This is a genomic window from Acinetobacter sp. SK-43 (assembly GCF_015351505.1).
GTDB classification, from domain to species: Bacteria; Pseudomonadota; Gammaproteobacteria; order Pseudomonadales; family Moraxellaceae; genus Acinetobacter; species Acinetobacter junii.
The window spans coordinates 19,901-43,600 of the sequence record NZ_JADKPY010000066.1; the positions used below are offsets into that span (position 1 = coordinate 19,901).

A 23,700-nucleotide genomic window follows, 5' to 3' on the forward strand; every position below is an offset into this window, starting at 1 on the left:
CCATTTTCATGATCAATACATCTCCATTGCTGAACTATGTCACCAGTCATCATGATATTAAAGCTATTAACCAATGGCGAACCGATGTAGAAAAGCAATTACAAGAGAGTTATGAAAATGGGCAATCTATTCGTGAAGTTATTAAAGCTCGATCAAACTCTATTGATGAAGCATTGATTTTTTTATGGAATCATGCAGGTTTAGATCAAACGAATTTAGGTTTGTTCGCTGTAGGTGGATATGGTCGCCGCGAAATGCTGCCATATTCAGATACAGATATTATGATCTTGTCTGAGGATGAGATCAGTGAAGAACATGAAAAGCTGATTTCTTCTTTCATTTCCTCTTTATGGGATGTTGGTAATTTTAAACCAGGTACCAGTGTACGCACGATTCAAAACTGTGTTGATCAAGCATCAAATGATTTAACAGTCGCTACTACCTTGATTGAAGCACGCTTGATCACAGGCAATGAAAATTTAGCAAAATGGCCACGTCGAATTGTTGCACAGACATGGACGGATAAAACCTTCTATGATGCGAAAATGGAAGAGCAAGCTAAGCGTTATGCTCAACACAATAATACTGAAAGCAATCTCGAACCAGATATTAAAAATGCGCCTGGCGGTATCCGTGACATCAATCAAATTGGTTGGATTGCTAAACGCCATTTTCGTGTAAATCGTATTTATGATCTTGTGCATTTAGGCTTTATTACAGAATTTGAACTTGCAGTTTTAGAAGAAGCAGAGAGCTTCTTATGGGAAATTCGTAGCCATTTACATCGTTTAGCTAAACGTGATGAAAACAGACTTTTATTCGATCATCAAAGAGAAATAGCTGCTAAATTCGGCTATGTTCGTGAAGAAGGTCAACCTGCCAACTATGGCGTTGAACAATTTATGAAACGTTACTATCGAACAGCACAGCAAGTTTCAACACTGAACGAAATGCTTTTAGCTTATTTTAACGAATCAGTGATTACCCCTCGCTTACCAGACTATGAACGTCAAATCGAAGACATCAATGAACGTTTCAAAATCGTAGATAGTAAACTTGCAGTACAGCACCACAAAGTTTTCTCTGAAGAGCCAAGTGCAATATTAGAGTTATTCTATTTACTCGCCAATCGTCCTGAAATAAAAGGGATTCGTGCGCGTACATTACGACTACTTGTGCTCGCAGCTAAACGAATCGATCAACGCTTCCGCGATAATCCTGATCATCAAGCACTCTTTATGTCGATTATTCGTTCACCCGATTTATATGACACTATGGTCGCGATGAAACGTTATGGCGTATTAGGTAATTACATCCCAGCTTTCGGTCAAATTACTGGGCTGATGCAATATGATCTTTTCCATATTTATACAGTCGATGCTCACACTTTATTACTGCTGCGTAACCTAAGTCGTTTTAAAGAGCCTGAATTTGCGAAAGAATTTCCTGTCGTGAGTTCAGTGTTCCAACGTATTTCACGTCATGACATCGTTTATCTTGCTGCAATCTTCCATGATATTGCCAAGGGTCGTGGCGGTGATCACAGTGAACTCGGTGCTTTGGATGCCATTGAATTCTGTCGCACACACGGATTTACTGAACGTGAATGTAAACTCGTTGCATGGTTAATCAACAATCACTTACTGATGTCACTCACTGCTCAGAAAAAAGATATTTCTGACCCTGATGAAGTGAAGGAATTCGCTGAAAAAGTTGGTGATATGGAGCATCTTGATTATCTATACACCCTTACGGTTGCAGATATCAATGCGACAAATCCAAAATTGTGGAATACATGGCGTGCTTCATTAATGCGTCAGTTGTATACCTATGCACGTGATGTGATTCGTTCAGGTCTAGGTCGACCTGTTGATTATCAAATGTTGATTGAAGATACCAAGTTCGCTGCAAGTGAATTGTTAGTGAATGATTTTTCACTCGCTGAAGTAGAAAAGGTTTGGCAAGAACTTGGTGATGAATACTTTGTAAAAGAATCTGCAAATGAAATCGCTTGGCATACTCAAGCTATATTACAGCACGGCGATAACCCTGCTCCGTTGGTATTGTTACGTGCTCACCGCAATGCTGCACAAGATGCAGTACAAATTTTTATTTATACCCGTGATCAACCAAACCTATTTGCCACAACAGTAGCCGTACTAGATCGTATGAACCTTGATGTTCAAGACGCCCGAATTATTACGGCAAGTACTGCTTTTAGTTTAGACACATATTTAGTCTTAGATCGTTTTGGTACCTTACTGACTGACCCAGAACGGGAACGAAAAGTGAAATTGGCATTGGTTGAAGCACTCAGCCATCCTGACCAATACCCTGGTATCATGCAACGTCGTATACCAAGACATTTGCGTCATTTCGATGTTCAGAACACTGTCGATATCGCTCTAAACCCTGCTTTACAACAACATATGGTTGAAATATCGACACTTGACCAACCCGGTTTACTTGCACGTATTGGCGCTCTCTTCATGTTACAAGGTTTGGATATCCACTCAGCGAGGATTGCTACCCTAGGTGAACGTGCTGAAGATATTTTCTTTGTAACCAAAAAAAATGGTGTGTTGTTAACTGATGAAGAGGTCAAACTCTTTGCTGAGACACTGAAAGCGGCTCTTGATGAAGCATCAAACCAAATTTGTAATCCACCCTCTTAATTTTTATTGTTCGGTAACTGTTTAAATGAACTCTAGCTTGTCTTTATTGCATCCGTATCCTTTTGAAAAGTTAAATCAACTTTTTAAAAATGTGCAACCAGCCAATTTACCTTTGATTCCATTATCTATTGGTGAACCGAAACATCCTGCACCTGAGTTCGTTAAACAAGCAATTATTGATAACTTTGCACATTTATCAACCTACCCAAACAGTAAGGGCTTACCTGAGCTGCGCCAAAGTATTGCACAATGGCTTACAAATCGCTTTTCACTGAATCAAATCAGTGCAGAAGAACATATTTTGCCTGTTTCTGGCACACGTGAAGGAATCTTTTCTTTTGTACAAGCTTTGATTAAAAGAGAAGATGCACCTTATATTGTGATGCCAAACCCTTTTTATCAGATTTATGAGGGTGCTGCGTTACTTGCTGGTGCAAAACCATATTTCATTAACTGTACAGAAGAAAATGGTTATTTAGGCGATTTTGATGCTGTACCTGCAGAAGTTTGGGAAAAAACAGCTTTATTGTTTGTATGTACACCAGGAAATCCAACTGGAACCGTACTCTCAAAAGAACAATTTAAGAAGCTAATCGCACTGTCTGATCAATATGGTTTTGTTATTGCTTCTGATGAATGTTATTCAGAACTTTGGTTTGACCAAGCACCAATTGGCCTTTTAGAAGTCTGCGCTGAAATTGGACGTGATGACTATAAGAATTGCATCGTATTTCATTCACTTTCAAAACGTTCAAACCTTCCGGGTATGCGTTCTGGTTTCGTTGCAGGCGACGCAGCATTATTAAAACCTTATTTACAGTATCGTACCTATCATGGCGCAGCAATGCCTGTTCAACATCAGCTTGCATCTATTTCAGCATGGAATGATGAAGCACATGTGGAAGAAAACCGCCAACAATATCGTGCGAAATTTGAATTATTCCAAAGTGAACTTGGTCATTTATTACCACTACAAAAGCCAGATGCTGGATTCTACTATTGGTTAAAAGTTGACAATGATGAAACTTTTGCTCAAATGTTAATGGAAAAAGCACATATCAAAGTTCTTCCAGGTCGCTATTTATCTCGTGATACTGAACAAGGTAATCCAGGCGAAGGTCACGTGCGCATGGCTTTAGTTGCTGATCTCGCTCAATGTGAACAAGTGGTTAAACGCTTAAAAGCAATTCTTTAAATACAATGAGTTCGGAATCTGTAAGTGATTTTTATTACAGATTCCGAAATAAAACTTAAACCTGACCAATAATTAGAATTGTGGCTATCAAAACCATCAACGTACCTGAAATTCGACTTACCACCCTAACCGCATAGGGTCTAGTACTTAATAGTTTCTTTGCTGCCAATCCAACCAATACATAAACAATCGCGCAACTAATTAGATGAATAATGCCTAAAGAAAGGATCTGAGCTGTAGCTGAAAACTGCAAGTTTGGGTGAATAAATGGCGGCAATAGTGCAAAAAAGAGCAATAAAACTTTTGGATTTAACCCACTAATTCCCACACCTTTAACGAACCAAGACTTTGCTGAATCAAACGCAGATGTCTGCTGTTCAGTACTTGAGATGGTGGCTGGTCGAATCAACAAGCTTATCCCCATCCACAGTAAATAACATGCGCCAACAATCGTTAAAGATGTCAATAAAATTGGATAATGACTAACTAAAGTGCCCACGCCAGCTGCAACACACATAATCGCTAAAAAATGCCCCAGTACAAGCCCTGAAACAGCTGTAACAATAAACTTCCCTTTTATTCCCGCCAATATTGCATACGCCCAGTCAGCACCAGGTGTTAAAACAAACAAGATTGAAACACACCAAAAGGCAATAATTACATTTAAATCCATATCCATAACTCTATTTATTTCAATACACTACGATTGAAATGAATTTTTATTTCAACCATGTGTTGAAAAATCTATTGGAGAGAATATGCTTAAATGGTTAAAATGTTTTCCTAATTAATTTCTTTTATTTCTATTTATTCAGGAGATTCTTCTAAATGGATCGTACAGATAAGAAAATTCTTGCTGAATTACAAAAAAATGGGCGACTATCTATCACAGAACTCTCTGAAAAAGTAGGTCTAAGCTTGTCTCCTTGCCATCGTAGAGTAAAGGCTTTAGAAGAATCAGGTGTAATCAAAGGCTATCATGCGGATTTGGAAGCATCTCAAATTGGATTTAATTTCTCAGCTATCATTTTTGTGACACTTAAAGATGGAGATAAAAGCGCACTATCTCAATTTGAAGAAAAAGTCAGTGAAATAGCTAACGTTATTCAAGCACAGCGTCTGTTTGGTAATCCTGATTATCTTCTCCATGTGGTTGCCAAAGATCTAGCTAGTTTTCAAAAACTCTATGATGATAGTTTATCGGCATTACCAAATGTGCAACGACTCACCTCAACGATTGTGATGAAAAATGTGGTGATCAACCGCTTATTACCTCTTTAAATATTCATAATATGTAGCCGCTTTCCATTCATTTGTCTCCCGACATATAGTGCATTTAAAAGCTATTCATCTATCTATTAACTATTGACCATCTGTTGAAATGTTCGTCTATACTTAGGCATCAAAATTTGGTGACTATAGAAAGATGGCTCCTCAAACTTCACAAAATACAAAGAAAAAGGTTTGGTTGATTGCTGCAATCATTATTGTACTTATCACTGTTGCATTTTTAATGTGGAAAACGACTTCAAGTAAAAACTCAGACATAGATGATAAGCAAAAAAATGCTCAAACAAACACCCAAAAAGCTGCACTCACCGTAACAGTAGTTTCACCAGAACAACAAAACTGGAAACAAGTTTTTACTGCAAATGGAAATATTGCAGCTTGGCAAGAAGTTGTAATTAGCAGTGAGCTATCTGGACAACGATTAACACGTGTGAATGTAAATGTCGGTGATGAAGTAAAACGTGGTCAGATTTTAGCTGAAATAAATAGTGAAACTATTCGTGCTGATTTAGCGGCAGCAAAAGCAAGCTATGCAGAAGCTCAAGCTGTCTTGGCTGATGCAATTACCAATAATAAGCGCATTCAGCAGCTAAAAAATACTGGTGCTATTTCAGCTCAAGAATCAACACAATATCAAACATCACAAGCAACAGCTCAAGCACGTTTAGATGCAGCAAAAGCACAAATTGAAAGCAATCAACTGCGCTTAGCCCAAACACAAGTCATTTCTCCTGACAACGGTGTCATTTCTGCTAGAACTGCAACCGTTGGCTCTTTAGCACAAACAGGTCAAGAATTATTCCGCTTGATTCGAGATCATCGCTTGGAGTGGAGAGCTGAAGTTACAACAACAGATTTATACAAACTTCAACAAGGTATGACTGCTCACGTTATTTCACCTGATCCTTCACAACCCAAAGTGACAGGTCAAGTTAGAATGATTGCACCAGTAATTGATCCTCAAACACGTTATGGTTTGGTATATGTTGATTTGCCAACAACTCAAGCAATTCGTATGGGAATGTTTGTAAAGGGAGAGTTTGATCTAGGTGAAAAAACAGCGATCACCGTTCCTCAGACCGCTCTACTGCTACGTGATGGATTTTCCTATGTTTTTGTACTTGATCAAAACAACCGTGTAACACAGAAAAAAGTAACAACAGGACGTCGACAAAATGATCGAGTTGAAATCTTAGACCTCCCGTTAAATGTAAAAGTGGTTTCTTCTGGTACAGGTTTCTTGACCGATGGTGATTTAGTGAATGTTGCGCAAGCAATTCCTGAAACACCACTTACTCAAAAACTAGTGAAATCGCAGGAGAAATAAAATGAATTTCTCAGCGTGGTCAATCCGAAATCCAATTCCAGGAATTCTTTTATTCATCATGCTTGGATTGGCAGGTCTGTTGTGTTTTCACTGGATGAAAATACAACAATTTCCCGATATTGAATTACCGATGGTGACTGTTTCCGCCGCATTACCAGGTGCAGCTCCACCACAGTTAGAAACAGAAGTTGCTCGAAAAATTGAAAACTCAATTGCAACGCTACAAGGTCTAAGAAATCAGTACACAAACATTCAAGATGGTGTTGTGACTGTCACCGCAGAATTTCAGCTAGAAAAGCCACTACAAGAAGCTGTTGATGACGTGCGTAATGCTGTTTCACAAGTACGTTCAGACCTACCTGCTGATTTAAGAGACCCGATTGTTAGTAAAATTAATCTATCTGGTTCACCTATCCTCACCTATACCATCCAATCCCCTAAAATGGATGAAGAAGCTCTTTCGTGGTTCGTGGATTACGATATTGCTCGTGCTATGTTACAGGTTAAAGGTGTGGGTGCTGTTGCACGTGTTGGTGGTGTCACCCGCCAAGTTGAAGTCGAACTCGATCCTGAAAAATTACTGGCACTCAATGCGACTGCAACGGATATCACTCGCCAGCTTCGTTTGGTTCAACAAGATGCTTCAGGTGGACAAACCAAGATTGGTGGCAGTGAACAATCCATTCGTACGATTGCAACTGTAAAAACAGCTGCTGAAATTGGTGCCATGGATATTGCTTTAAGTGATGGTCGACATATCAGACTTGATCAAGTGGCTACAATTCGAGATGGAATAGCGGAACGACGTTCTGCAGCATTACTGAATGGACAACCAGTAATCGGTTTTGAGATCACACGAAGCAAAGGTGCAAGTGAAGTTGATGTTGAAAAAGGCGTTATTGAGGCATTAGATAAGCTCAAGGCATCTCACCCAGATATCAAAATCTCAGAAGCCTTTAACTTCGTTAAGCCTGTTGCTGACAACTATAAAGGTTCGATGTCACTACTTTATGAAGGTGCAATTCTTGCAATTTTAGTGGTTTGGCTGTTTCTGCGTGATTGGCGAGCTACGATTATTGCAGCAACCGCTTTACCACTCTCTATTTTGCCTGCCTTAATCGGCATGTACTATTTTGGATTTACCTTAAATACCGTAACACTACTCGCTATGTCACTCGTCGTGGGTATCTTGGTGGATGATGCAATTGTTGAAATTGAAAATATCATTCGGCATCTACGGATGGGTAAAACACCATATGAAGCTGCTATGGAAGCAGCCGATGAGATTGGACTAGCTGTTATTGCAACCACATTTACATTGATTGCTGTATTCCTTCCCACCGCATTCATGAGCGGAATCGCAGGAAAATTCTTTGTTCAATTTGGCTGGACAGCAGCGCTAGCGATATTTGCCTCGCTTTTAGTCGCTCGATTATTAACACCAATGATGTCAGCTTATATTCTGAAGCCTTGGATTGGCAAAGTTGAGAACACAGCAGAAAACTCAGATGCAGATAGATTAAATGATCAAGGGACATCCAAGCTCGCACGTGACCGAGAAAAAGATGGTCGTGTTATGCGTGGTTATATGCGTCTAGTCACGTGGTGTCTACATCACCGTTGGGTTACGCTTGGAGGTGCTATTCTGTTTTTCATCGGCTCAATTATGCTGATTCCGCTTTTACCTACAGGTTTTGTTCCACCACCTGACACAGGACAAACTCAAGTAAGATTAGAACTCACTCCAGGCTCACAATTCGCAGACACCTTAAAAACTGCCGAATACGCACGAAATCTTATTAAAGATCATCCAGAAATCAAAAGCATCTATACAACCATCGGCGGTGGTGCAGCAGGTTCAGATCCTTTTTCTGGTGGTGCATCCAGTGAGCCTCGAAAAGCAACTCTGACAATCCAAACCTCAGAGCGCTCAGATCGTAGTTTAAGTTTGCAAGAAATCGAAAGTGAAATACGTCAACGACTCGCTCCTTTACCTGGTGCTCGTATTCAAGTCGGTATCGCAGGGAACAATAGCCAATATCAACTCGCTTTATCAGGTGATGACCCTGAAGCTCTTATTTCAACAGCACGTAAGCTGGAACGCGAATTACGCACAATTCCAAACATCGGCAGTATTACTTCCAGTGCAGCACTCATTCGTCCAGAGTTGGTTATCCGCCCAGATTTTGCTAAAGCAGCTGATCTTGGGGTTACAACTTTTGATATCGCAGAAACACTGAGAATTGCCACTGCAGGTGATTTCGACCAAAACCTAGCAAAATTAAATTTATCGCAACGACAAGTTCCTGTCGTGATCAAACTTCCGCTTTCTGCACGTCAAGATCAGGAATTAATTAAACGCTTAATGATCAAAGGAAGTCATGGTCCAGTAATGTTAGGCACAATTGCTGATGTCAATATTGAAAGCGGTCCATCACAAATCGATCGTTTCAATCGCCTGCGTAATATTAATTTTAATATTGAGTTGAATAACCAACCGCTTGGTGATGTAGCAGCAAAAGTTGATCAATTACCAACGATGAAAAACTTACCACCTACCGTGAAACGTACCAATATTGGTGATGCTGAGGTAATGCAGGAGCTTTTCTCAAGCTTTGGATTGGCAATGCTCACAGGGGTACTATGTATCTATGTCGTTTTAGTGCTCTTATTCAAAGACTTCTTACAACCTATTACTATTTTGGTCGCATTACCATTGTCTTTGGGCGGTGCATTTGTATTGCTGCTTTTGGCAAAAAGCAGCTTTTCAATGCCAAGTTTGATTGGACTAATTATGCTGATGGGGATTGCAAGTAAGAACTCTATTCTTTTAGTCGATTACGCGATCATCGCAAGAAAAGAGAAAGATTATTCACGATTTAATGCTTTGCTTGATGCTTGTCATAAACGTGCGCGCCCGATTATTATGACAACCCTTGCTATGGGTGCAGGTATGCTACCTATCGCTTTGGGTATCGGAACAGATCCAAGCTTCCGTGCACCAATGGCAATTTCAGTAATTGGTGGTTTAATCACGAGCACTTTCTTATCTTTATTGGTTATTCCAGTGGTGTATACCTTTATTGATGATATTAATCGCAAGCTGCATAGCTTTAGAAAAACCAAAGATCAAGCGGTTGAACAGCTTTGATCTGTATGTGAAAAAGACGGTCTTATGACCGTCTTTTTTTAATACTTATATTATTGTTACTTTTTCGCTAAAGCTTTCTCTATATCAGCTTCTAAAGCTTCAGGTTTAGTGGTTGGTGCATATCGCCCCAAAACCTCACCATTACGACCAACCAAGAATTTTGTGAAGTTCCATTTGATATTTTGACTACCCAAAATACCTTTTGCCTCACGTGTCAAAAATCTAAAAATAACGTGTGCTTCCGGCCCTTTCACATCAACCTTTGCAAACATTGGAAAAGTTACACCATAGTTCCTTTGACAAAAATTCCCAATTTCCTTATTTGTCCCTGGATCTTGCCCTCCAAATTGATTACAAGGAAACCCTAAAATTTCTAATCCTTGAGATTTATATTTTTCGTAAAGCTTCTCAAGTCCTGCAAATTGCGGAGTGAAACCGCATTTACTTGCGGTGTTCACAATCAGCATGACCTTGCCTTTATAATCAGCGAGCGCCTTTGTTTCTCCCTCTAACAATTCAGCTTCAAACTGATAAATGTTACTCATGGATACGTTTCCTCGTCATTCTTTTCTTCTGTTTTAAGTTGTAATGATGCCGAATTCACGCAATAACGCAGTCCTGTCGGCTGTGGACCATCCTCAAACACATGGCCCAAATGTGCATCGCAATCATGGCAGACAATTTCTGTTCTGACCATACCATGTGATGTGTCTTCGTGCTCTTCTATTGCACTATTATCAATCGGTCGATAGAAACTTGGCCATCCCGAACCACTGTCGTATTTCGTTTCTGAAGAAAATAACTCAGCACCACAGCAACGACATACGTAAATGCCATGTTGTTTGCTATTCCAATATTGACCTGTAAATGCGGGTTCTGTGCCTTTTTTACGAGTGATACGATATTCTTCTGGTGACAACTCTCTTTGCCATTCTCGATCTGTTTTATTCACTTTTCCCATAGCCAGCACCTATTATTTTGTTGTAAAAAATATCTTGATGATCATGCTTTATATTTACGCCATTCAAAAAAAAAACTCTAGTCTTTCAATGTGTAATTTATCGTAATTTAAGCACTTATATTAAAATAGCAAATAGTAAGCAAAATATTTTTACACAAGTAAGCAATTTTCATTTAAAACACCTTTCAAGTAAGCAGTCATAGTGGTATTCTTGTTCAGCGCGGTTGTATTGGACAAAAAATGTCACAGAAAAAAAGTGTGGTTTTTAAAAATCTATTACCAACCATCAGACAGTATCAACAATCTGGTTTTACGCATGAAAAAATTGTTGAATTACTGAAAGATCAACATGATCTTGATCTGGTTACAGTTGAAACATTTAAAAGTTATCTATATCGATATGCAAAAGTGAATCCCGCTATGCCTAAAAATACTGCTACACCCCACTCAGCTCAAACGCCTCGACAAATTAAAAAGTCTTCAAAGCTTGAGCATGTATGCTATGACATTCGTGGACCAGTATTACGCGCCGCCAATGAAATGGAGGAGCAAGGGCATAAAATTATTAAGCTAAATATTGGTAACCCTGCACCATTTGGTTTCGAAGCGCCACAAGAAATTATTAATGACGTAGCATTAAACCTACCGAATGCAATTGGATATACAGACTCAAAGGGGATTTTCCCTGCTCGTAAAGCCATTTGTCAGTACTATCAGCAAAAAGGCGTCTTTGACATGCATGTCAATGATGTCTATGTAGGTAATGGTGTTTCAGAATTAATCGTAATGGCAATGCAAGGTTTGCTAGATGATGGCGATGAAATGCTTGTTCCAATGCCAGACTATCCTTTATGGACAGCTGCGGTAAATCTGTCAGGCGGCACAGCGATCCACTATAAGTGTGATGAAGAAAATTATTGGTATCCAGATCTCGCAGATATGGAAAGCAAAATTACACCAAATACTCGTGGTATTGTTGTAATTAATCCAAACAACCCAACTGGTTCTGTTTACCCTAGACACGTTTTAGAACAGATCGTTGCTTTAGCGAAGAAATACGATCTCATTTTATTTGCAGATGAAATCTACGACAAAATCGTTTATGACGGAATTGAACACGTTGCTCTAGCAGCATTAGCTGGTGATCAATTGTGTATTTCATTTAATGGTTTGTCTAAAGCATACCGAATCGCAGGTTATCGTGCTGGGTGGATGGCGATTACAGGTGACAAGGCACGAGCTGCTGATTATATCGAAGGTTTAGATATGCTAGCGTCAATGCGCTTGTGTTCAAACCATCAAGCTCAGTATGCGATTCAGACAGCATTAGGCGGCTATCAATCAATTAATGACTTGATTCGTCCTGGTGGTCGTTTATATGAACAACGCAATATTGCATGGGAAATGTTAAATGAAATTCCAGGTGTAAGTTGTGTGAAACCTGATGGGGCGATGTATTGTTTCCCTAAACTTGATCCTGAGATTTATCCAGTTGAAGATGATGAAAAGCTCATGCTTGATTTACTTAAAGCCGAAAAAGTACTTTTAGTACAAGGCACAGGATTTAACTGGCCAACACCAGACCACTTCCGTGTTGTATTTTTACCAGCTGAAAATGAATTACGTGAAGCAATCAATCGTTTAAGCCGTTTCTTGGCAAAAATGCGCTAAGCATCTAAAAAAATCCCCCTATCTAAAGGGGGATTTTTTTATCAGTATTCTGAACTTTGAATTTCATCCCACTGAGCTTCGTATTCTTTAGATTTTTTTAGATCTTGTTTCAGACCAAAACCACCTTTCTCATAGATACGAGCTAAATCCAACAAACACTCATTCTCACCCTGATCAACTGCAAGCTCGTAATATTCAGCCGCTTTTTTATAGTTTTTTGCGACGCCTTTGCCTTCTTCATATATATAAGCAATATTTGATGACCCCAAACCGTTATCTGCCTCAGAAGCAAGGGTAAATAATCTTAGCGCTTCTTTATAATCCTGCTTTATACCACCCTTACCTTCTAGATAGAAAATCCCAAGATTATTGATCGCTGTTGGCTCATCTTGTTTTACCGCTAGCTGATAATAATGGAGAGCCTTTTTGAAATCCTGAGTGACTCCATCACTTCCATCATTATATAAGTGACCTAATTCAGCCTGAGCTAAATCTAATCCTCCATCAGCAGATTTAGTCATCCACTCCAAGCCTTTTTTACTATTCACACCAACTCCTTCATCTCCATACAAATAGAGAAAACCAAGGTAGTATTGAGCATACAGTTGCCCCTTTTGTGCAGCTTGAGTGTACCACTTCAATGCAGTTGGATTATCTTCTTCTGTTCCCTCACCATAGTCGTACATGTAACCGACCGAAAAAAGTGCATCTGCATTTCCTTTCGCAGCTGACTTTTTGAACCACTCTAAAGCCTTACCAAAATCTTGATCAACATCATTTCCGTAGTAATAAGCATCACCTAAATTATTTTGTGCTTCAGCATTACCTGATTTTGCCTGCTCTACGAGTTCTTGGCTAAACGGAACATCTTCGGCATAAACAGTACTCGAAATAGTGACACTGCTACTTAATAGTATTGAAAGAACAATATTCTTTAATTTCATTATAAATTTCTCATGGATAAATTTTTTATTGGTATCTATTTTAACGTCAAAAACATCCAAGTAAACTTAAATTTAAATTTACCAATTAGATGAAATAAACCCATCTTTTAAAAGCTCACTATAATAACCGTAGCACTTTGAGGTGAATTATTCAGAACTAGTTGTTCATCACCAAATATCACATGAAAAATAAAATAATGGGAAATGGATAAATGTGTTAAAAAATATCAATGTTTGCTTTTTGCCATAGCACATGTATTGAAAATTATGGTTCTTACAATACGACCAAAGCATAAAGTCCTCATATGAAAAATAAAAAATTGACCATTTGGTCATAAATACCTTATGAAATTCATGATTTTCACACCTTAAAATAGCAATTAAATATTATAAATTTAAAACCCAACCTCTCATTGCTTCGACATAAATTAGATGTACTCGAAAAAAATATAATGCCAATGATTTTGATCTATAAAAATTTGAATAATATTCCAGTGTCATGTCGTGTATAGACATAGCACATCTATGGAAAATTAAAATACAGGATTGTGATTAATGATTACTAAAACGGTTAAATCATTTGGATTAGCTTTAACACTGATTGCTTCATCAGTTGCGTTACATGCGAAAAACAATGTTGTAGTTGTAGCAACAGGTGGAACAATTGCTGGTGCGGGTGCAAGTTCAACGAACAGTGCGACATATACCGCAGCCAAAGTTCCAGTCGATGGTTTAATTAATGCTGTTCCTCAAATCAAAGATCTGGCAAATGTAAGTGGTATTCAAGCCCTTCAAATCGCTTCTGAAAATATCACTGACAAAGAGTTACTCTCCCTTGCTCGCCAAGTCAATGATTTAGTTAAAAAACCATCTGTAAATGGCGTTGTAATTACTCACGGTTCCGATACGCTAGAAGAAACGGCATTCTTTCTAAATCTAGTTATTCACACTGAAAAACCTATCGTTCTTGTTGGTTCTATGCGTCCATCAACTGCTCTTTCAGCAGATGGCCCACACAACCTTTATAGTGCCGTTGCAATCGCTGCATCTGGCGAAGCAAAAAATAAAGGTGTTTTCATCGTGATGAATGATTCAATTTTTGCTGCGCGTGATGCAACCAAAGGGATTAACATTCATACCAATGCATTTATAAGCCAATGGGGCGCATTAGGTACAATCGTTGAGGGCAAACCTTATTGGTTCAGAAATAGTATCAAACGTCATACTAACAACTCTGAATTTAATATTGAAAACATCAAAGGTGATCAACTTCCATCGGTTCAAATCGCATATGGTTCAGGTTCAATGACACCAGAAGCTTATCTTGCTTATGCAAAAGCTGGAACGAAAGCGATTATTCATGCAGGAACAGGAAATGGTTCAGTAGCAAAATATCTTGTTCCGACATTGAAACAACTACATGATGAACAAGGCATTCAAATTGTCCGTTCATCTCGCGTAGGTCAAGGTTTTGTATTACGAAATGCAGAGCAACCTGATGATCAATACGGTTGGGTGGCTGGACATGATTTAAACCCACAAAAAGCTCGTATTTTGACTGCTTTAGCACTGACTAAAACTAATGATGCAAAAGAAATTCAGCGAATCTTTTGGCAATACTAATTGCTAAGCTGAAATCCAAATCGATGTTAATCAATTGATCTGATTAGCATCGTTTTTTTATTTATTCTTGGTTAGATCATTCCGAACAGCATTCTATTGCAAAAATATTAGACAACTGTCCTAAACAGAGCGTGTTAGAATATTCTTCAATCGCGTTTAGGATAGATTTATGCAGTTTGTTCATCTTGGTATTCACACAGAGTTTTCGATTACAGAATCGATAGTTCGCATACCTGATTTGGTCAAAGCTGCTGTTGCTGAAGAAATGCCAGCTTTAGCAATTACTGATCTTTCGAACCTACATGCTGCTGTTAAATTCTATGGTGCATGCTTAGGTAAAGGGATTAAGCCTATTATGGGCAGTGTTATTCGATTGAATGATGCTGAACATCGTGCAACTTTACTTGCGATGAGCAATACAGGTTGGCGAAATTTAACGGAAATAGTATCTAGAGGATTCATCGAAGGTCAGCAACTTAGTGTTCCTTGTGTTCAAAAAGAATGGGTATTAGAACAAGCAGAAGATTTAATCATTCTATTGGGGCAACACAGTGATGTAGGCAAAATGCTCTGCTCTTCCAACCCTCAGAAAGCAGAACCTCTTCTTGAAGAATGGATTAGTAAATTTGGAAATCGTGTCTATCTTAGTTTGACGCGCACAGATCGTGTTGGGGAAGAAGATTTTATTGTTGAGGCGGTAAAACTTGCTGCTAAGTACCAAATCGGTGTAGTGGCTCATAACGATATCCACTTTATCGAGCAAGACGATTTTTATGCTCATGAAGCGCGTGTTTGTATCGCAGATGGATACGTATTAGGTGATGATAAGCGTCCTAAACCTTATAGTCCTGAACAATACTTTAAAACAGCAGAACAAATGTCTGAGTTATTCTCTGACATTCCTAGTGCGATTGAAAATACTTACCAAATTGCAAAACGTTGCAACGTTGCCTTGCAGCTTGGTACCTATTTCTTGCCTGATTTCCCTATTCCTGATGGTTATACCATTGATACCTATTTCGAACATTTATCACGAGAAGGTTTAGAAGAACGTTTAAATCATCTATATCCAATTGATGAACGCGATGAAGATTGGCCTGATATTCGAAAGCCATATGATGAACGAATCAAATATGAAGTCGATATTATCCTCAAGATGGGATTCCCAGGTTACTTCCTTATCGTCATGGACTTTATCCAATGGGCAAAAAACAATGGTGTACCTGTGGGACCAGGGCGTGGTTCGGGTGCAGGTTCATTAGTTGCATATAGTTTAAAAATTACTGACCTTGATCCTTTACGATACGACCTGTTATTTGAACGCTTTCTAAATCCTGAACGTGTCTCCATGCCTGACTTTGATGTCGATTTTTGTATTGCAGGTCGTGACCGTGTTATTGAATATGTTGCACAAAATTACGGACGTGAAGCAGTTTCACAGATTGCAACCTTTGGAACAATGGCTGCAAAAGGTGCAATTCGTGACGTAGCACGTGTCTTAGGTAAATCTTATGGTTTAGCTGACCGTATCTCCAAAATGGTTCCAACAAAACCATTGGGTGTAGACTTAAAACAGGCCATAGAGCTTGAACCACAACTGAAAGATATCGTCACCAACCCTGCAAACCCTGATCATGATGATGCTGCTGAAATTTGGGAAATGGCGCTAAAATTAGAAGGCATTACACGTAACACAGGTAAACATGCGGGTGGTGTTGTCATCGCACCTGGAAAAATTACAGATTACTCGGCCGTTATCTGTGATCCTGATGGCACAAACCGTGTAGCTCAATATGATAAAGATGATGTTGAAGCAGCAGGTTTAGTTAAATTCGACTTCTTAGGACTGCGAAATTTAACAGTAATTGAAGATGCTGTTCAAAATATTAATAAAAGAATTCAATCAGATGTCCCACTAAATATCGCTAATGTACCATTAGATGATAAAGATGCTTATCTCGTATTTGCTGAGGCAAATACGACTGCGGTTTTCCAGTTTGAATCCGTCGGCATGAAAAAGATGTTAAAGGAAGCTAGACCAAGCAAATTCGAAGAGATTATTGCTTTCGTTTCCTTGTATCGTCCTGGTCCGATGGACCTCATTCCAGACTTTATCCATCGTATGCACGGTGGAGAATTTGAATATTTGCATCCTTTGCTTGAAAGTGTCTTAGAACCTACCTATGGGATTATGGTTTATCAAGAACAAGTAATGCAGGCAGCACAGTTCTGCGCTGGCTATACGCTTGGCGGAGCCGACTTATTGCGCCGTGCAATGGGTAAGAAAAAACCTGAAGAAATGGTAAAACAACGCCAAATCTTTATTAAAGGTGCGGCAGAAAAAGACATTAATGAAGCAACAGCGAATCATATCTTCGATTACATGGAAAAATTCGCGGGTTACGGTTTTAACAAATCACATGCGGCCGCTTATGCTTTAGTTGCTTACCATACTGCATGGTTGAAAGCACATTATCCAGCTGAATTTATGGCAGCTGTAATGTCATCGGAAATGCAGAATACGGATAGTGTCGTATTCTTAATTGATGACTGTCGTAATAACAAACTCGAAGTTCTTCCCCCTTCTGTAAATATGTCCTTGTATCATTTCCATGCCATTGATGAGCGTACAATCGTCTATGGTTTAGGTGCAATCAAAGGTGTTGGTGAGCAGGCAATGCAGTCTGTGATCGATTCACGTATTAAAGATGGACCATATAAAGATTTGTTTGATTTTTGCCATCGTATTGATCTGAAAAAAATTAACAAACGTACACTCGAAGCGCTTATTCGTGCAGGTGCACTCGACTGTTTAGGAATAGAACGTTCCAGTCTTATGGCTCAGCTTCCTGAAGCCGTTCAAGCTGCGGAACAAGCACGAAGCAATCGTGAAACAGGAATTATGGATTTATTTGGTGAAGTTGAAGAAGTTCAGCGTAAACCAGCTAAACCTGTTAAACCATGGTCAGATGAAGTTCGTTTAAAAGGTGAAAAAGATACACTTGGACTTTACTTAACAGGACATCCAATCGATGTGTATCGTTCAGAATTAAAATCATTCATTCCTGCAAAACTGAATGAAGTTACCCCGACACGTCGTGGTGTAACCACCGTATTTGCTGGTTTGGTACTCGATGTAGCAAACTTTCCAAACCGAATCATGATCACTTTAGACGATGGTACTGCACGGATTGAAGTTAGTTGCAATCATGAACGTTTTCAAAGATATAAAGATATTGTGCGCTTAGAACAAGTCGTCGTGATCGAAGGCGAGATTTATGAGCGTGAAGGCTTTGACCGCCCAATGGCACGTTTAAGTAAAGCATTTAGTTTGAATGAAATTCGTCAAAAACGTGCTCAATCCATTCAAATACGTATGCCACACGATCTCATGACTAAATCTTTAGCAAAAGATATGCAAAACATTCTCTTACCATATTGCAATGTAGATATGTGTCAGCATATCGGTATACAGCTTTTTATCGATCAAAGTTTTGCGACAGCTGAGTTACATTTAGGTGCTCAGTGGAAAGTTGCTCCTTTAGATGAACTGCTCGGTAAATTACGTGACTACTTTGGCAAAGATGCGATATATATTGAATATCAAGTAAAATCCAAAGCAGCAAAAGTCATTGAAACACCCAAAGTAAGTGTGGTTCCTCCTCCACCTGCAAATATGTCTATAGATGATGCTTTAGATCTGTATCAAGCCGAAGTTTCTCAATATTCTTAAAAATTGGATCATTTATGAACCTGTTTGACCAAAATGACGTGTCCAAACAATTGGATCATGTTCGTATTGTTATGGTAAATACGACTCTCCCTGCCAATATAGGTAGTGCACTTCGTGCCATGAAAACGATGGGATTGTCTAAATTAATATTGGTAGCACCTAAAACCTATCCTCATCCTGATATTGATGCTTTAGCCGCTGGCGCCCAAGATTTAATCGAAAAAATACAAATCGTTGATACTTTGGAACAAGCAATTGAAGACTGCCATCTGGTGTTTGGAACCAGTGCTCGCAGCCGTACTATTCCTTGGCCTCTGCTTGATGTTCGCCCTGCAGCTCAAGAAAGTTTAAAAGCAGCCAATTTAGATCAAAATATTGCAATCGTCTTTGGTCGTGAAGATCGTGGTCTAACTAATGAAGAGCTAGCATTAGCAAACTATCATTTAACTATTCCAGTCAATCCAAGTTATGGCGTTTTAAATGTAGCTCAAGCAATTCAAGTGGTATGCTATGAATTAAGGATGGCAGCACTTGAGCTCAATCAGCAAAACACTGATCAGACTGACCCGCAAGAACATATGCAGCTAAAGCAAAATCAAAGTATGCAATGGGATGAGCCATTGGTGACACAGAAACAAATGGAAGAGTTCTATCCTCATTTAGAAAAAATGCTAACTGAAATTGAATTCTTAGATCCAAATAATCCACGTTTATTGCCTTTGCGTTTGCGTCGTTTATTTGGAAGAATACAATTAGATCGTATGGAATATCATTTATTGCGCGGTATTTTCAGTCGAGTACAAGCTTTAGCCAATGGTTCATGGAAAAAAACACAGACGGAGGATCACTCTCATGATTAAACAGCTAAAAGAAGACATTGAAGCTGTATTTGCACGTGACCCTGCGGCTCGAAATACACTTGAGGTTTTAACCACTTATCCTGGTATTCATGCATTAATTATGCATCGTGTAGCACATGAACTCTGGAAAAAAGATCACAAAGGTACAGCTCGCCTGCTCTCGTCATTTAGTAGATTTGCAACTGGGATAGAAATCCATCCAGGTGCAAAAATTGGAAAACGTTTTTTTATTGATCACGGCATGGGCGTTGTGATTGGAGAAACAGCTGAAATTGGTGATGATGTCACCCTATACCATGGTGTTACGCTTGGTGGTACTACTTGGAATAAAGGTAAACGTCACCCAACTCTAGAAGATGGTGTTGTTGTTGGCGCTGGAGCAAAGATATTAGGACCATTTACTGTACATAAAGGGGCGAAAGTTGGTTCAAATGCTGTTGTGACCAAAGAAGTTCCGGAAGGAGTTACCGCTGTAGGTAACCCAGCACGTTATATATTTAAAGATAAAAATCAAGTTGAGCAAGATGAAGCAAACCGTCGCGACTATGCAGAAAGCATCGGTTTCCAACCTTATGCAACAACTCAAGATCAATCAGATCCTATTTTAGAAGGCATACGCGTGTTATTAGATCGTATGCAGAAAAATGAAAAGCGTATGAATATTCTATGTCAGCGTCTATCTGAGCTTGACCCAACATTTAAACCTCAAGGTGGTAAAAATCAACCATTGAGTAAAGAAGAACTTAAGATTATTGAGGAAGTTAGAAGAGAGTGTGAAGCACAAAGCAAAATATCAACAACATAATACAATTTATAAAAAATGTAACAAGCTTTTCATTGCAAGTTGGTTTTGCTTTTCCTAGACTGGTAAAACCAACAAACTACTTCTCATTTTACTAAAATTAATGGATGTAAAGCATGAATTTTAAGCCTTTGGCATTACTTGTAATTTCAACCACATTTTTAACCGCATGTGGTATTGCGCCGACCAAAAAAGAGAAGATTGTTGAACCATTTGTGTTCAAAGAACCAGATCCGACACCACCATTCTATGCTTTAAATCCAATCAGATATGATGCACCACCAAGCTTTGAAGTTGCCATCAAAGATGCCTCTACACAACCAGTGACAAAGATGGTTGTTTCTTTGCAAAATGACCCAACAAAATCTGCAACTTTAGATATTAATAAATTGATTGTCCCAACAATTGATAGTTCTGAAAGACGGATGAAATATGCGGTTCTTGCAGGCGAAAATGAAATTGATGTAACGGAAATTGATGACTTCTTACAACTAGTTGAAGGAAAAGCACGTCATTACCCTCCTCGATTTACTGAACGCCAAGAACGCAAAGGATATGAAGTAAAGTTAAAAGAAATCACACACAAACTAGATGCTCTCGCTGAGAAACCAAATGCATCGATGGATATTTTGACCCGTGCATTTAAAGCCAGTGTAATGGCTCGCAACCTTGACTTGGGTACAGCTTACACATCTAAGTCTTTAACTTATGCTCAACGAATTTTAGCCATTAACCCTAACGATCCTGAAACCAATTTTTGGTTCGGTTTTGGATTATCAGAAGGTGGTGGACAACGTGAAGCGATTCCATACCTAGATAAAGCGATTAAAGGTGGAGTGCAAGAGGCATATCTTTCTGCTGCAAACAATTTCTTATGGCTTGAACAGAAGAAAAATGCGCTTCAAACGCTCAAAAATTACAAAATTAATTATCCTGACGAAGCAGAAGTAGTTGACCGTTTGATTCAAGAAGTTGAATCAGGAAAACGTTGGAACATGTGGCAAGTTCTTAACTAAATTACTCTCTTTTTTGTAAAAATAGGCCGTTTTATACGGTCTATTTTTTTATGTTGATTGAAAATGCATCCTTTTTTCGTATTATAGCGGTAATCCTGCTCTCAATTTACTGAAACCCTAATGCGTGCATTTAATTCTTCACATCGCCTATTTGCAATAACGCTACTCAGTACAGTCGTCATGAGTGGTTGCCAAGTTGTAAGCTTAAAACAGCAAGCCATTGATGTCACAATTGCTAATGAGAGAAATAGTATCCTGACTCAAAAAAGACTCAGCGAAGCAAGTCTCAATGTTTTATCGATGTCAGGTAAAGAAGCAAAGTATTGCATGCAATCTGCAGATGAGTGCATTGCAGATTTACATAAGATTCCTCAAATCTTAGATGAACAGCTCTTATCGACTAGCAGTGAATTATTTCTAGCGAAATCCAAAGCCCTAGCGGACTCATCAGAATGCAAAATAAGTAAACTAAGCAAACACAAATCCGAGGAAGAACAAAAGAATATTCAGAAAAATTATGAGCAGTGCTTAGATCAACAATTAGAAGCTTTAGATAAAAGTATTCGCTATAGCTATGCTTATCTATTTAAAACCAGTCGCGCACCACAAGAACGACTTTTTGATAACCGCCAAGTACAAATTCGTGACTTTTACAACCAAGCATTAACTCAACTGGTCAATATTCATAGTCTAAGAAATCCATCCAAAGACCTCGCACCGACTATTAAAATTGGGAAAAGTACGTATACGATTGATATCCAAGCTTATCAACGTTTACAGAATATGAAGCTAGAAAAATTTGTCTCTAGCTATAACATGAACTTCTCTGGATTAAGAGCAATTAACCGACGCGATGGTTTTGGTTCTGATTTTGTAGCAGTATTCCCTGCTGACACAGCTAATAAGTTTGAAAATAAATATATTTTAGATCCTCTCAACTACAACTACCCTAAAGGTACAAATCCGAATATTCACAAAGCTCGTTATTTAGCTGCGACTATTATCGCTCAACCTAAACGCGCCGCTGCAACAGCAGATGAAGTGTTAAATAGCCCAGAATTTGAGATTAAAGTTTACGATCCATATAGCGTTGAAAAAGTTAATATCGCTGGAAAACCTTATTCATTGGCTGCAAATTTCTCTGCTCCATATGGTTTATGGTTGTCTGAAAATAATTTAGGCGCAGCAGCTTACTTAACTTTAATTGATCGTGATCAACACCTAACCATGCCACATTTATATATGCTGGAACCTTACAATCCTAATAAAAAAGTCATCGTATTGGTTCATGGTTTAGCTAGTAGTCCTGAAGCATGGATTGCGGTAACAAACGATATTATGGGTGATCCTGTACTTCGTGAACATTATCAAGTCTGGCAAGTTTTTTATTCAACCAATATGCCAATCTTAGAAAGTCGTTTTCAAATATATGCTCTACTTAAACAAGCATTTGGCTCGGTGAATATGCAAGATGCTGCAGCCAAAGATGCTGTTCTTATTGGACATAGTATGGGTGGTATTATCAGTCGTCTTTTAGTGAGCAATGCTGATATATCAAAAGAAGCATTAGTAATGATGAGTAGTCGTCAGCAAACTCGTTTACGCAAGCATCCCGTAATTGGTGAGCGACTAAAAATGCAACCTATATCTAATTTTGATCGTGCGATTTTTCTTGCAGCACCGCATAAAGGTACAGATTACGCTGATCGTTGGTTTACTCTCGCAGCACGGAAAATCATTAAACTACCGACCACATTTCTCACAACACTGGCAGATACTTTAACAAGTAATGATGTTGAGCTTAAAGATTTTGTAAAAACACTTACTAATGATGTTATTCAGAATGGTCCAAGTGATCTAAGTAAAAAATCCAAATTTATGGAGTTAACGGCTGATATTCCTCCACAAAAAGGTCTACTGTTTCATTCCATCATGGGAAATATCACAAAGAGCCAAGATCCTAACATCATGACAGATGGAATAGTTCCGTATAAAAGTGCTCACCTAGATGGAGCTGTTTCTGAAAAAAATATTCAAGGTGGTCATTCAATTCAAGAAACTCCCGAAGCAGTCCTCGAATTAAGACGAATTTTACGACAACATCTGGTTGAACACGGTTTATATAAACCGCAAAACTAAACAAAAAAGCCCAAAGTTAATTTTGGGCTTTTTTATTACTAGTTCTAATTAATTCGTAGAACGAATCATGTAATCAAAGGCAGATAATGCTGCTTTCGCACCTTCGCCTGTTGCGATGATGATTTGCTTGTATGGTACTGTCGTACAGTCACCTGCAGCAAATACACCCTGTACATTGGTTTCATTACGATCGTTGATCACAATCTCACCACGATTGCTGAGTTCAACTGCACTGTTCTTTAGGAAATCCGTATTTGGCAATAAACCAATTTGTACAAAGATTCCCGCAAGTTCTACTGTGTGTTCTACATCG

Annotated in this window: 17 protein-coding genes; 12 read left to right on the plus strand and 5 right to left on the minus strand. The window is 38.7% G+C overall.

Annotation, left to right across the window (positions count from 1 at the left end):
* The first annotated feature begins 8 nt into the window (after positions 1-8).
* Positions 9-2,675, plus strand: a complete 2,667-nt coding sequence (glnD, locus tag IRT38_RS12435) for a [protein-PII] uridylyltransferase (RefSeq protein ID WP_194597877.1) — start codon at positions 9-11, stop codon at positions 2,673-2,675.
* A 25-nt stretch (positions 2,676-2,700) separates the two neighbouring features.
* Positions 2,701-3,870, plus strand: coding sequence for a succinyldiaminopimelate transaminase (gene dapC, locus IRT38_RS12440; RefSeq protein ID WP_194597878.1), 1,170 nt, complete (start codon positions 2,701-2,703; stop codon positions 3,868-3,870).
* 55 nt (positions 3,871-3,925) lie between these two features.
* Here dapC and IRT38_RS12445 read toward each other — a convergent pair whose 3' ends face one another.
* Positions 3,926-4,543: a LysE family translocator gene (locus IRT38_RS12445; protein ID WP_194597879.1), complete on the minus strand. Its 618-nt coding sequence runs from the start codon at positions 4,541-4,543 to the stop codon at positions 3,926-3,928.
* Between the two features lie 155 nt (positions 4,544-4,698).
* Here IRT38_RS12445 and IRT38_RS12450 point away from each other — a divergent pair, with 155 nt between their 5' ends.
* The 3 genes from IRT38_RS12450 (at position 4,699) to IRT38_RS12460 (ending at position 9,638) form a co-directional block, all read left to right on the plus strand.
* Positions 4,699-5,151 carry an Lrp/AsnC family transcriptional regulator gene (locus IRT38_RS12450; protein WP_194597880.1) on the plus strand — a complete coding sequence of 151 codons (453 nt, stop codon included), beginning with the start codon at positions 4,699-4,701 and terminating at the stop codon, positions 5,149-5,151.
* A 145-nt stretch (positions 5,152-5,296) separates the two neighbouring features.
* Positions 5,297-6,487 carry an efflux RND transporter periplasmic adaptor subunit gene (locus tag IRT38_RS12455; protein ID WP_194597881.1) on the plus strand — a complete coding sequence of 397 codons (1,191 nt, stop codon included), beginning with the start codon at positions 5,297-5,299 and terminating at the stop codon, positions 6,485-6,487.
* Between the two features lies 1 nt (position 6,488).
* The gene (locus IRT38_RS12460) at positions 6,489-9,638 is read left to right on the plus strand and encodes an efflux RND transporter permease subunit (protein ID WP_194597882.1); all 3,150 of its coding nucleotides are present in this window, start codon (positions 6,489-6,491) and stop codon (positions 9,636-9,638) included.
* Positions 9,639-9,694: 56 nt separating this feature from the next.
* Here the strand turns inward: IRT38_RS12460 and IRT38_RS12465 are convergent, their stop codons facing one another.
* Together IRT38_RS12465 and msrB are read right to left on the minus strand one after the other, a co-directional pair.
* Positions 9,695-10,183, minus strand: coding sequence for a glutathione peroxidase (locus IRT38_RS12465; protein ID WP_004954840.1), 489 nt, complete (start codon positions 10,181-10,183; stop codon positions 9,695-9,697).
* Positions 10,180-10,599 (minus strand): peptide-methionine (R)-S-oxide reductase MsrB, encoded by a 420-nt coding sequence (gene msrB, locus IRT38_RS12470; protein WP_194597883.1) that lies wholly within the window; start codon positions 10,597-10,599, stop codon positions 10,180-10,182. Before msrB ends, IRT38_RS12465 begins: the two co-directional genes overlap by 4 nt.
* Before the next feature lie 240 nt (positions 10,600-10,839).
* Here msrB and IRT38_RS12475 point away from each other — a divergent pair, with 240 nt between their 5' ends.
* Positions 10,840-12,270, plus strand: a complete 1,431-nt coding sequence (locus tag IRT38_RS12475; RefSeq protein ID WP_004911850.1) for a pyridoxal phosphate-dependent aminotransferase — start codon at positions 10,840-10,842, stop codon at positions 12,268-12,270.
* Between the two features lie 41 nt (positions 12,271-12,311).
* Here IRT38_RS12475 and IRT38_RS12480 read toward each other — a convergent pair whose 3' ends face one another.
* Positions 12,312-13,214: an SEL1-like repeat protein gene (locus IRT38_RS12480; RefSeq protein ID WP_194597884.1), complete on the minus strand. Its 903-nt coding sequence runs from the start codon at positions 13,212-13,214 to the stop codon at positions 12,312-12,314.
* A gap of 555 nt (positions 13,215-13,769) precedes the next feature.
* On the opposite strand from IRT38_RS12480, the gene IRT38_RS12485 reads away from it, so the two are divergent.
* The 6 genes from IRT38_RS12485 to IRT38_RS12510 all read left to right on the plus strand — a co-directional run bounded on the left by IRT38_RS12485 (position 13,770) and on the right by IRT38_RS12510 (position 23,387).
* Complete coding sequence (locus IRT38_RS12485) at positions 13,770-14,837, plus strand: asparaginase (RefSeq protein WP_194597885.1); 1,068 nt, start codon at positions 13,770-13,772, stop codon at positions 14,835-14,837.
* Between the two features lie 169 nt (positions 14,838-15,006).
* Positions 15,007-18,570 (plus strand): DNA polymerase III subunit alpha, encoded by a 3,564-nt coding sequence (gene dnaE, locus IRT38_RS12490; protein WP_194597886.1) that lies wholly within the window; start codon positions 15,007-15,009, stop codon positions 18,568-18,570.
* Between the two features lie 14 nt (positions 18,571-18,584).
* Positions 18,585-19,430 (plus strand): RNA methyltransferase, encoded by an 846-nt coding sequence (locus IRT38_RS12495; protein ID WP_004962645.1) that lies wholly within the window; start codon positions 18,585-18,587, stop codon positions 19,428-19,430.
* Positions 19,423-20,235 carry a serine O-acetyltransferase gene (gene cysE / locus IRT38_RS12500; protein WP_004911872.1) on the plus strand — a complete coding sequence of 271 codons (813 nt, stop codon included), beginning with the start codon at positions 19,423-19,425 and terminating at the stop codon, positions 20,233-20,235. Before IRT38_RS12495 ends, cysE begins: the two co-directional genes overlap by 8 nt.
* Before the next feature lie 113 nt (positions 20,236-20,348).
* Positions 20,349-21,248: an ABUW_2363 family tetratricopeptide repeat lipoprotein gene (locus IRT38_RS12505; protein WP_194597887.1), complete on the plus strand. Its 900-nt coding sequence runs from the start codon at positions 20,349-20,351 to the stop codon at positions 21,246-21,248.
* A gap of 120 nt (positions 21,249-21,368) precedes the next feature.
* The gene (locus tag IRT38_RS12510; protein ID WP_194597888.1) at positions 21,369-23,387 is read left to right on the plus strand and encodes an esterase/lipase family protein; all 2,019 of its coding nucleotides are present in this window, start codon (positions 21,369-21,371) and stop codon (positions 23,385-23,387) included.
* Positions 23,388-23,435: 48 nt separating this feature from the next.
* Here IRT38_RS12510 and IRT38_RS12515 read toward each other — a convergent pair.
* A partial coding sequence (locus tag IRT38_RS12515; RefSeq protein ID WP_194597889.1) for an FAD-dependent oxidoreductase occupies positions 23,436-23,700 on the minus strand: 265 nt, incomplete at its 5' end.

Bases quoted from the DNA above. Each gene is read 5' to 3' on its own strand.
- glnD (WP_194597877.1), top strand. From the start codon at position 9: ATGATCAATACATCTCCATTGCTGAACTATGTCACCAGTCATCATGAT.
- dapC (WP_194597878.1), top strand. From the start codon at position 2,701: ATGAACTCTAGCTTGTCTTTATTGCATCCGTATCCTTTTGAAAAGTTA.
- IRT38_RS12445 (WP_194597879.1), bottom strand. From the start codon at position 4,543: ATGGATTTAAATGTAATTATTGCCTTTTGGTGTGTTTCAATCTTGTTT.
- IRT38_RS12450 (WP_194597880.1), top strand. From the start codon at position 4,699: ATGGATCGTACAGATAAGAAAATTCTTGCTGAATTACAAAAAAATGGG.
- IRT38_RS12455 (WP_194597881.1), top strand. From the start codon at position 5,297: ATGGCTCCTCAAACTTCACAAAATACAAAGAAAAAGGTTTGGTTGATT.
- IRT38_RS12460 (WP_194597882.1), top strand. From the start codon at position 6,489: ATGAATTTCTCAGCGTGGTCAATCCGAAATCCAATTCCAGGAATTCTT.
- IRT38_RS12465 (WP_004954840.1), bottom strand. From the start codon at position 10,183: ATGAGTAACATTTATCAGTTTGAAGCTGAATTGTTAGAGGGAGAAACA.
- msrB (WP_194597883.1), bottom strand. From the start codon at position 10,599: ATGGGAAAAGTGAATAAAACAGATCGAGAATGGCAAAGAGAGTTGTCA.
- IRT38_RS12475 (WP_004911850.1), top strand. From the start codon at position 10,840: ATGTCACAGAAAAAAAGTGTGGTTTTTAAAAATCTATTACCAACCATC.
- IRT38_RS12480 (WP_194597884.1), bottom strand. From the start codon at position 13,214: ATGAAATTAAAGAATATTGTTCTTTCAATACTATTAAGTAGCAGTGTC.
- IRT38_RS12485 (WP_194597885.1), top strand. From the start codon at position 13,770: ATGATTACTAAAACGGTTAAATCATTTGGATTAGCTTTAACACTGATT.
- dnaE (WP_194597886.1), top strand. From the start codon at position 15,007: ATGCAGTTTGTTCATCTTGGTATTCACACAGAGTTTTCGATTACAGAA.
- IRT38_RS12495 (WP_004962645.1), top strand. From the start codon at position 18,585: ATGAACCTGTTTGACCAAAATGACGTGTCCAAACAATTGGATCATGTT.
- cysE (WP_004911872.1), top strand. From the start codon at position 19,423: ATGATTAAACAGCTAAAAGAAGACATTGAAGCTGTATTTGCACGTGAC.
- IRT38_RS12505 (WP_194597887.1), top strand. From the start codon at position 20,349: ATGAATTTTAAGCCTTTGGCATTACTTGTAATTTCAACCACATTTTTA.
- IRT38_RS12510 (WP_194597888.1), top strand. From the start codon at position 21,369: ATGCGTGCATTTAATTCTTCACATCGCCTATTTGCAATAACGCTACTC.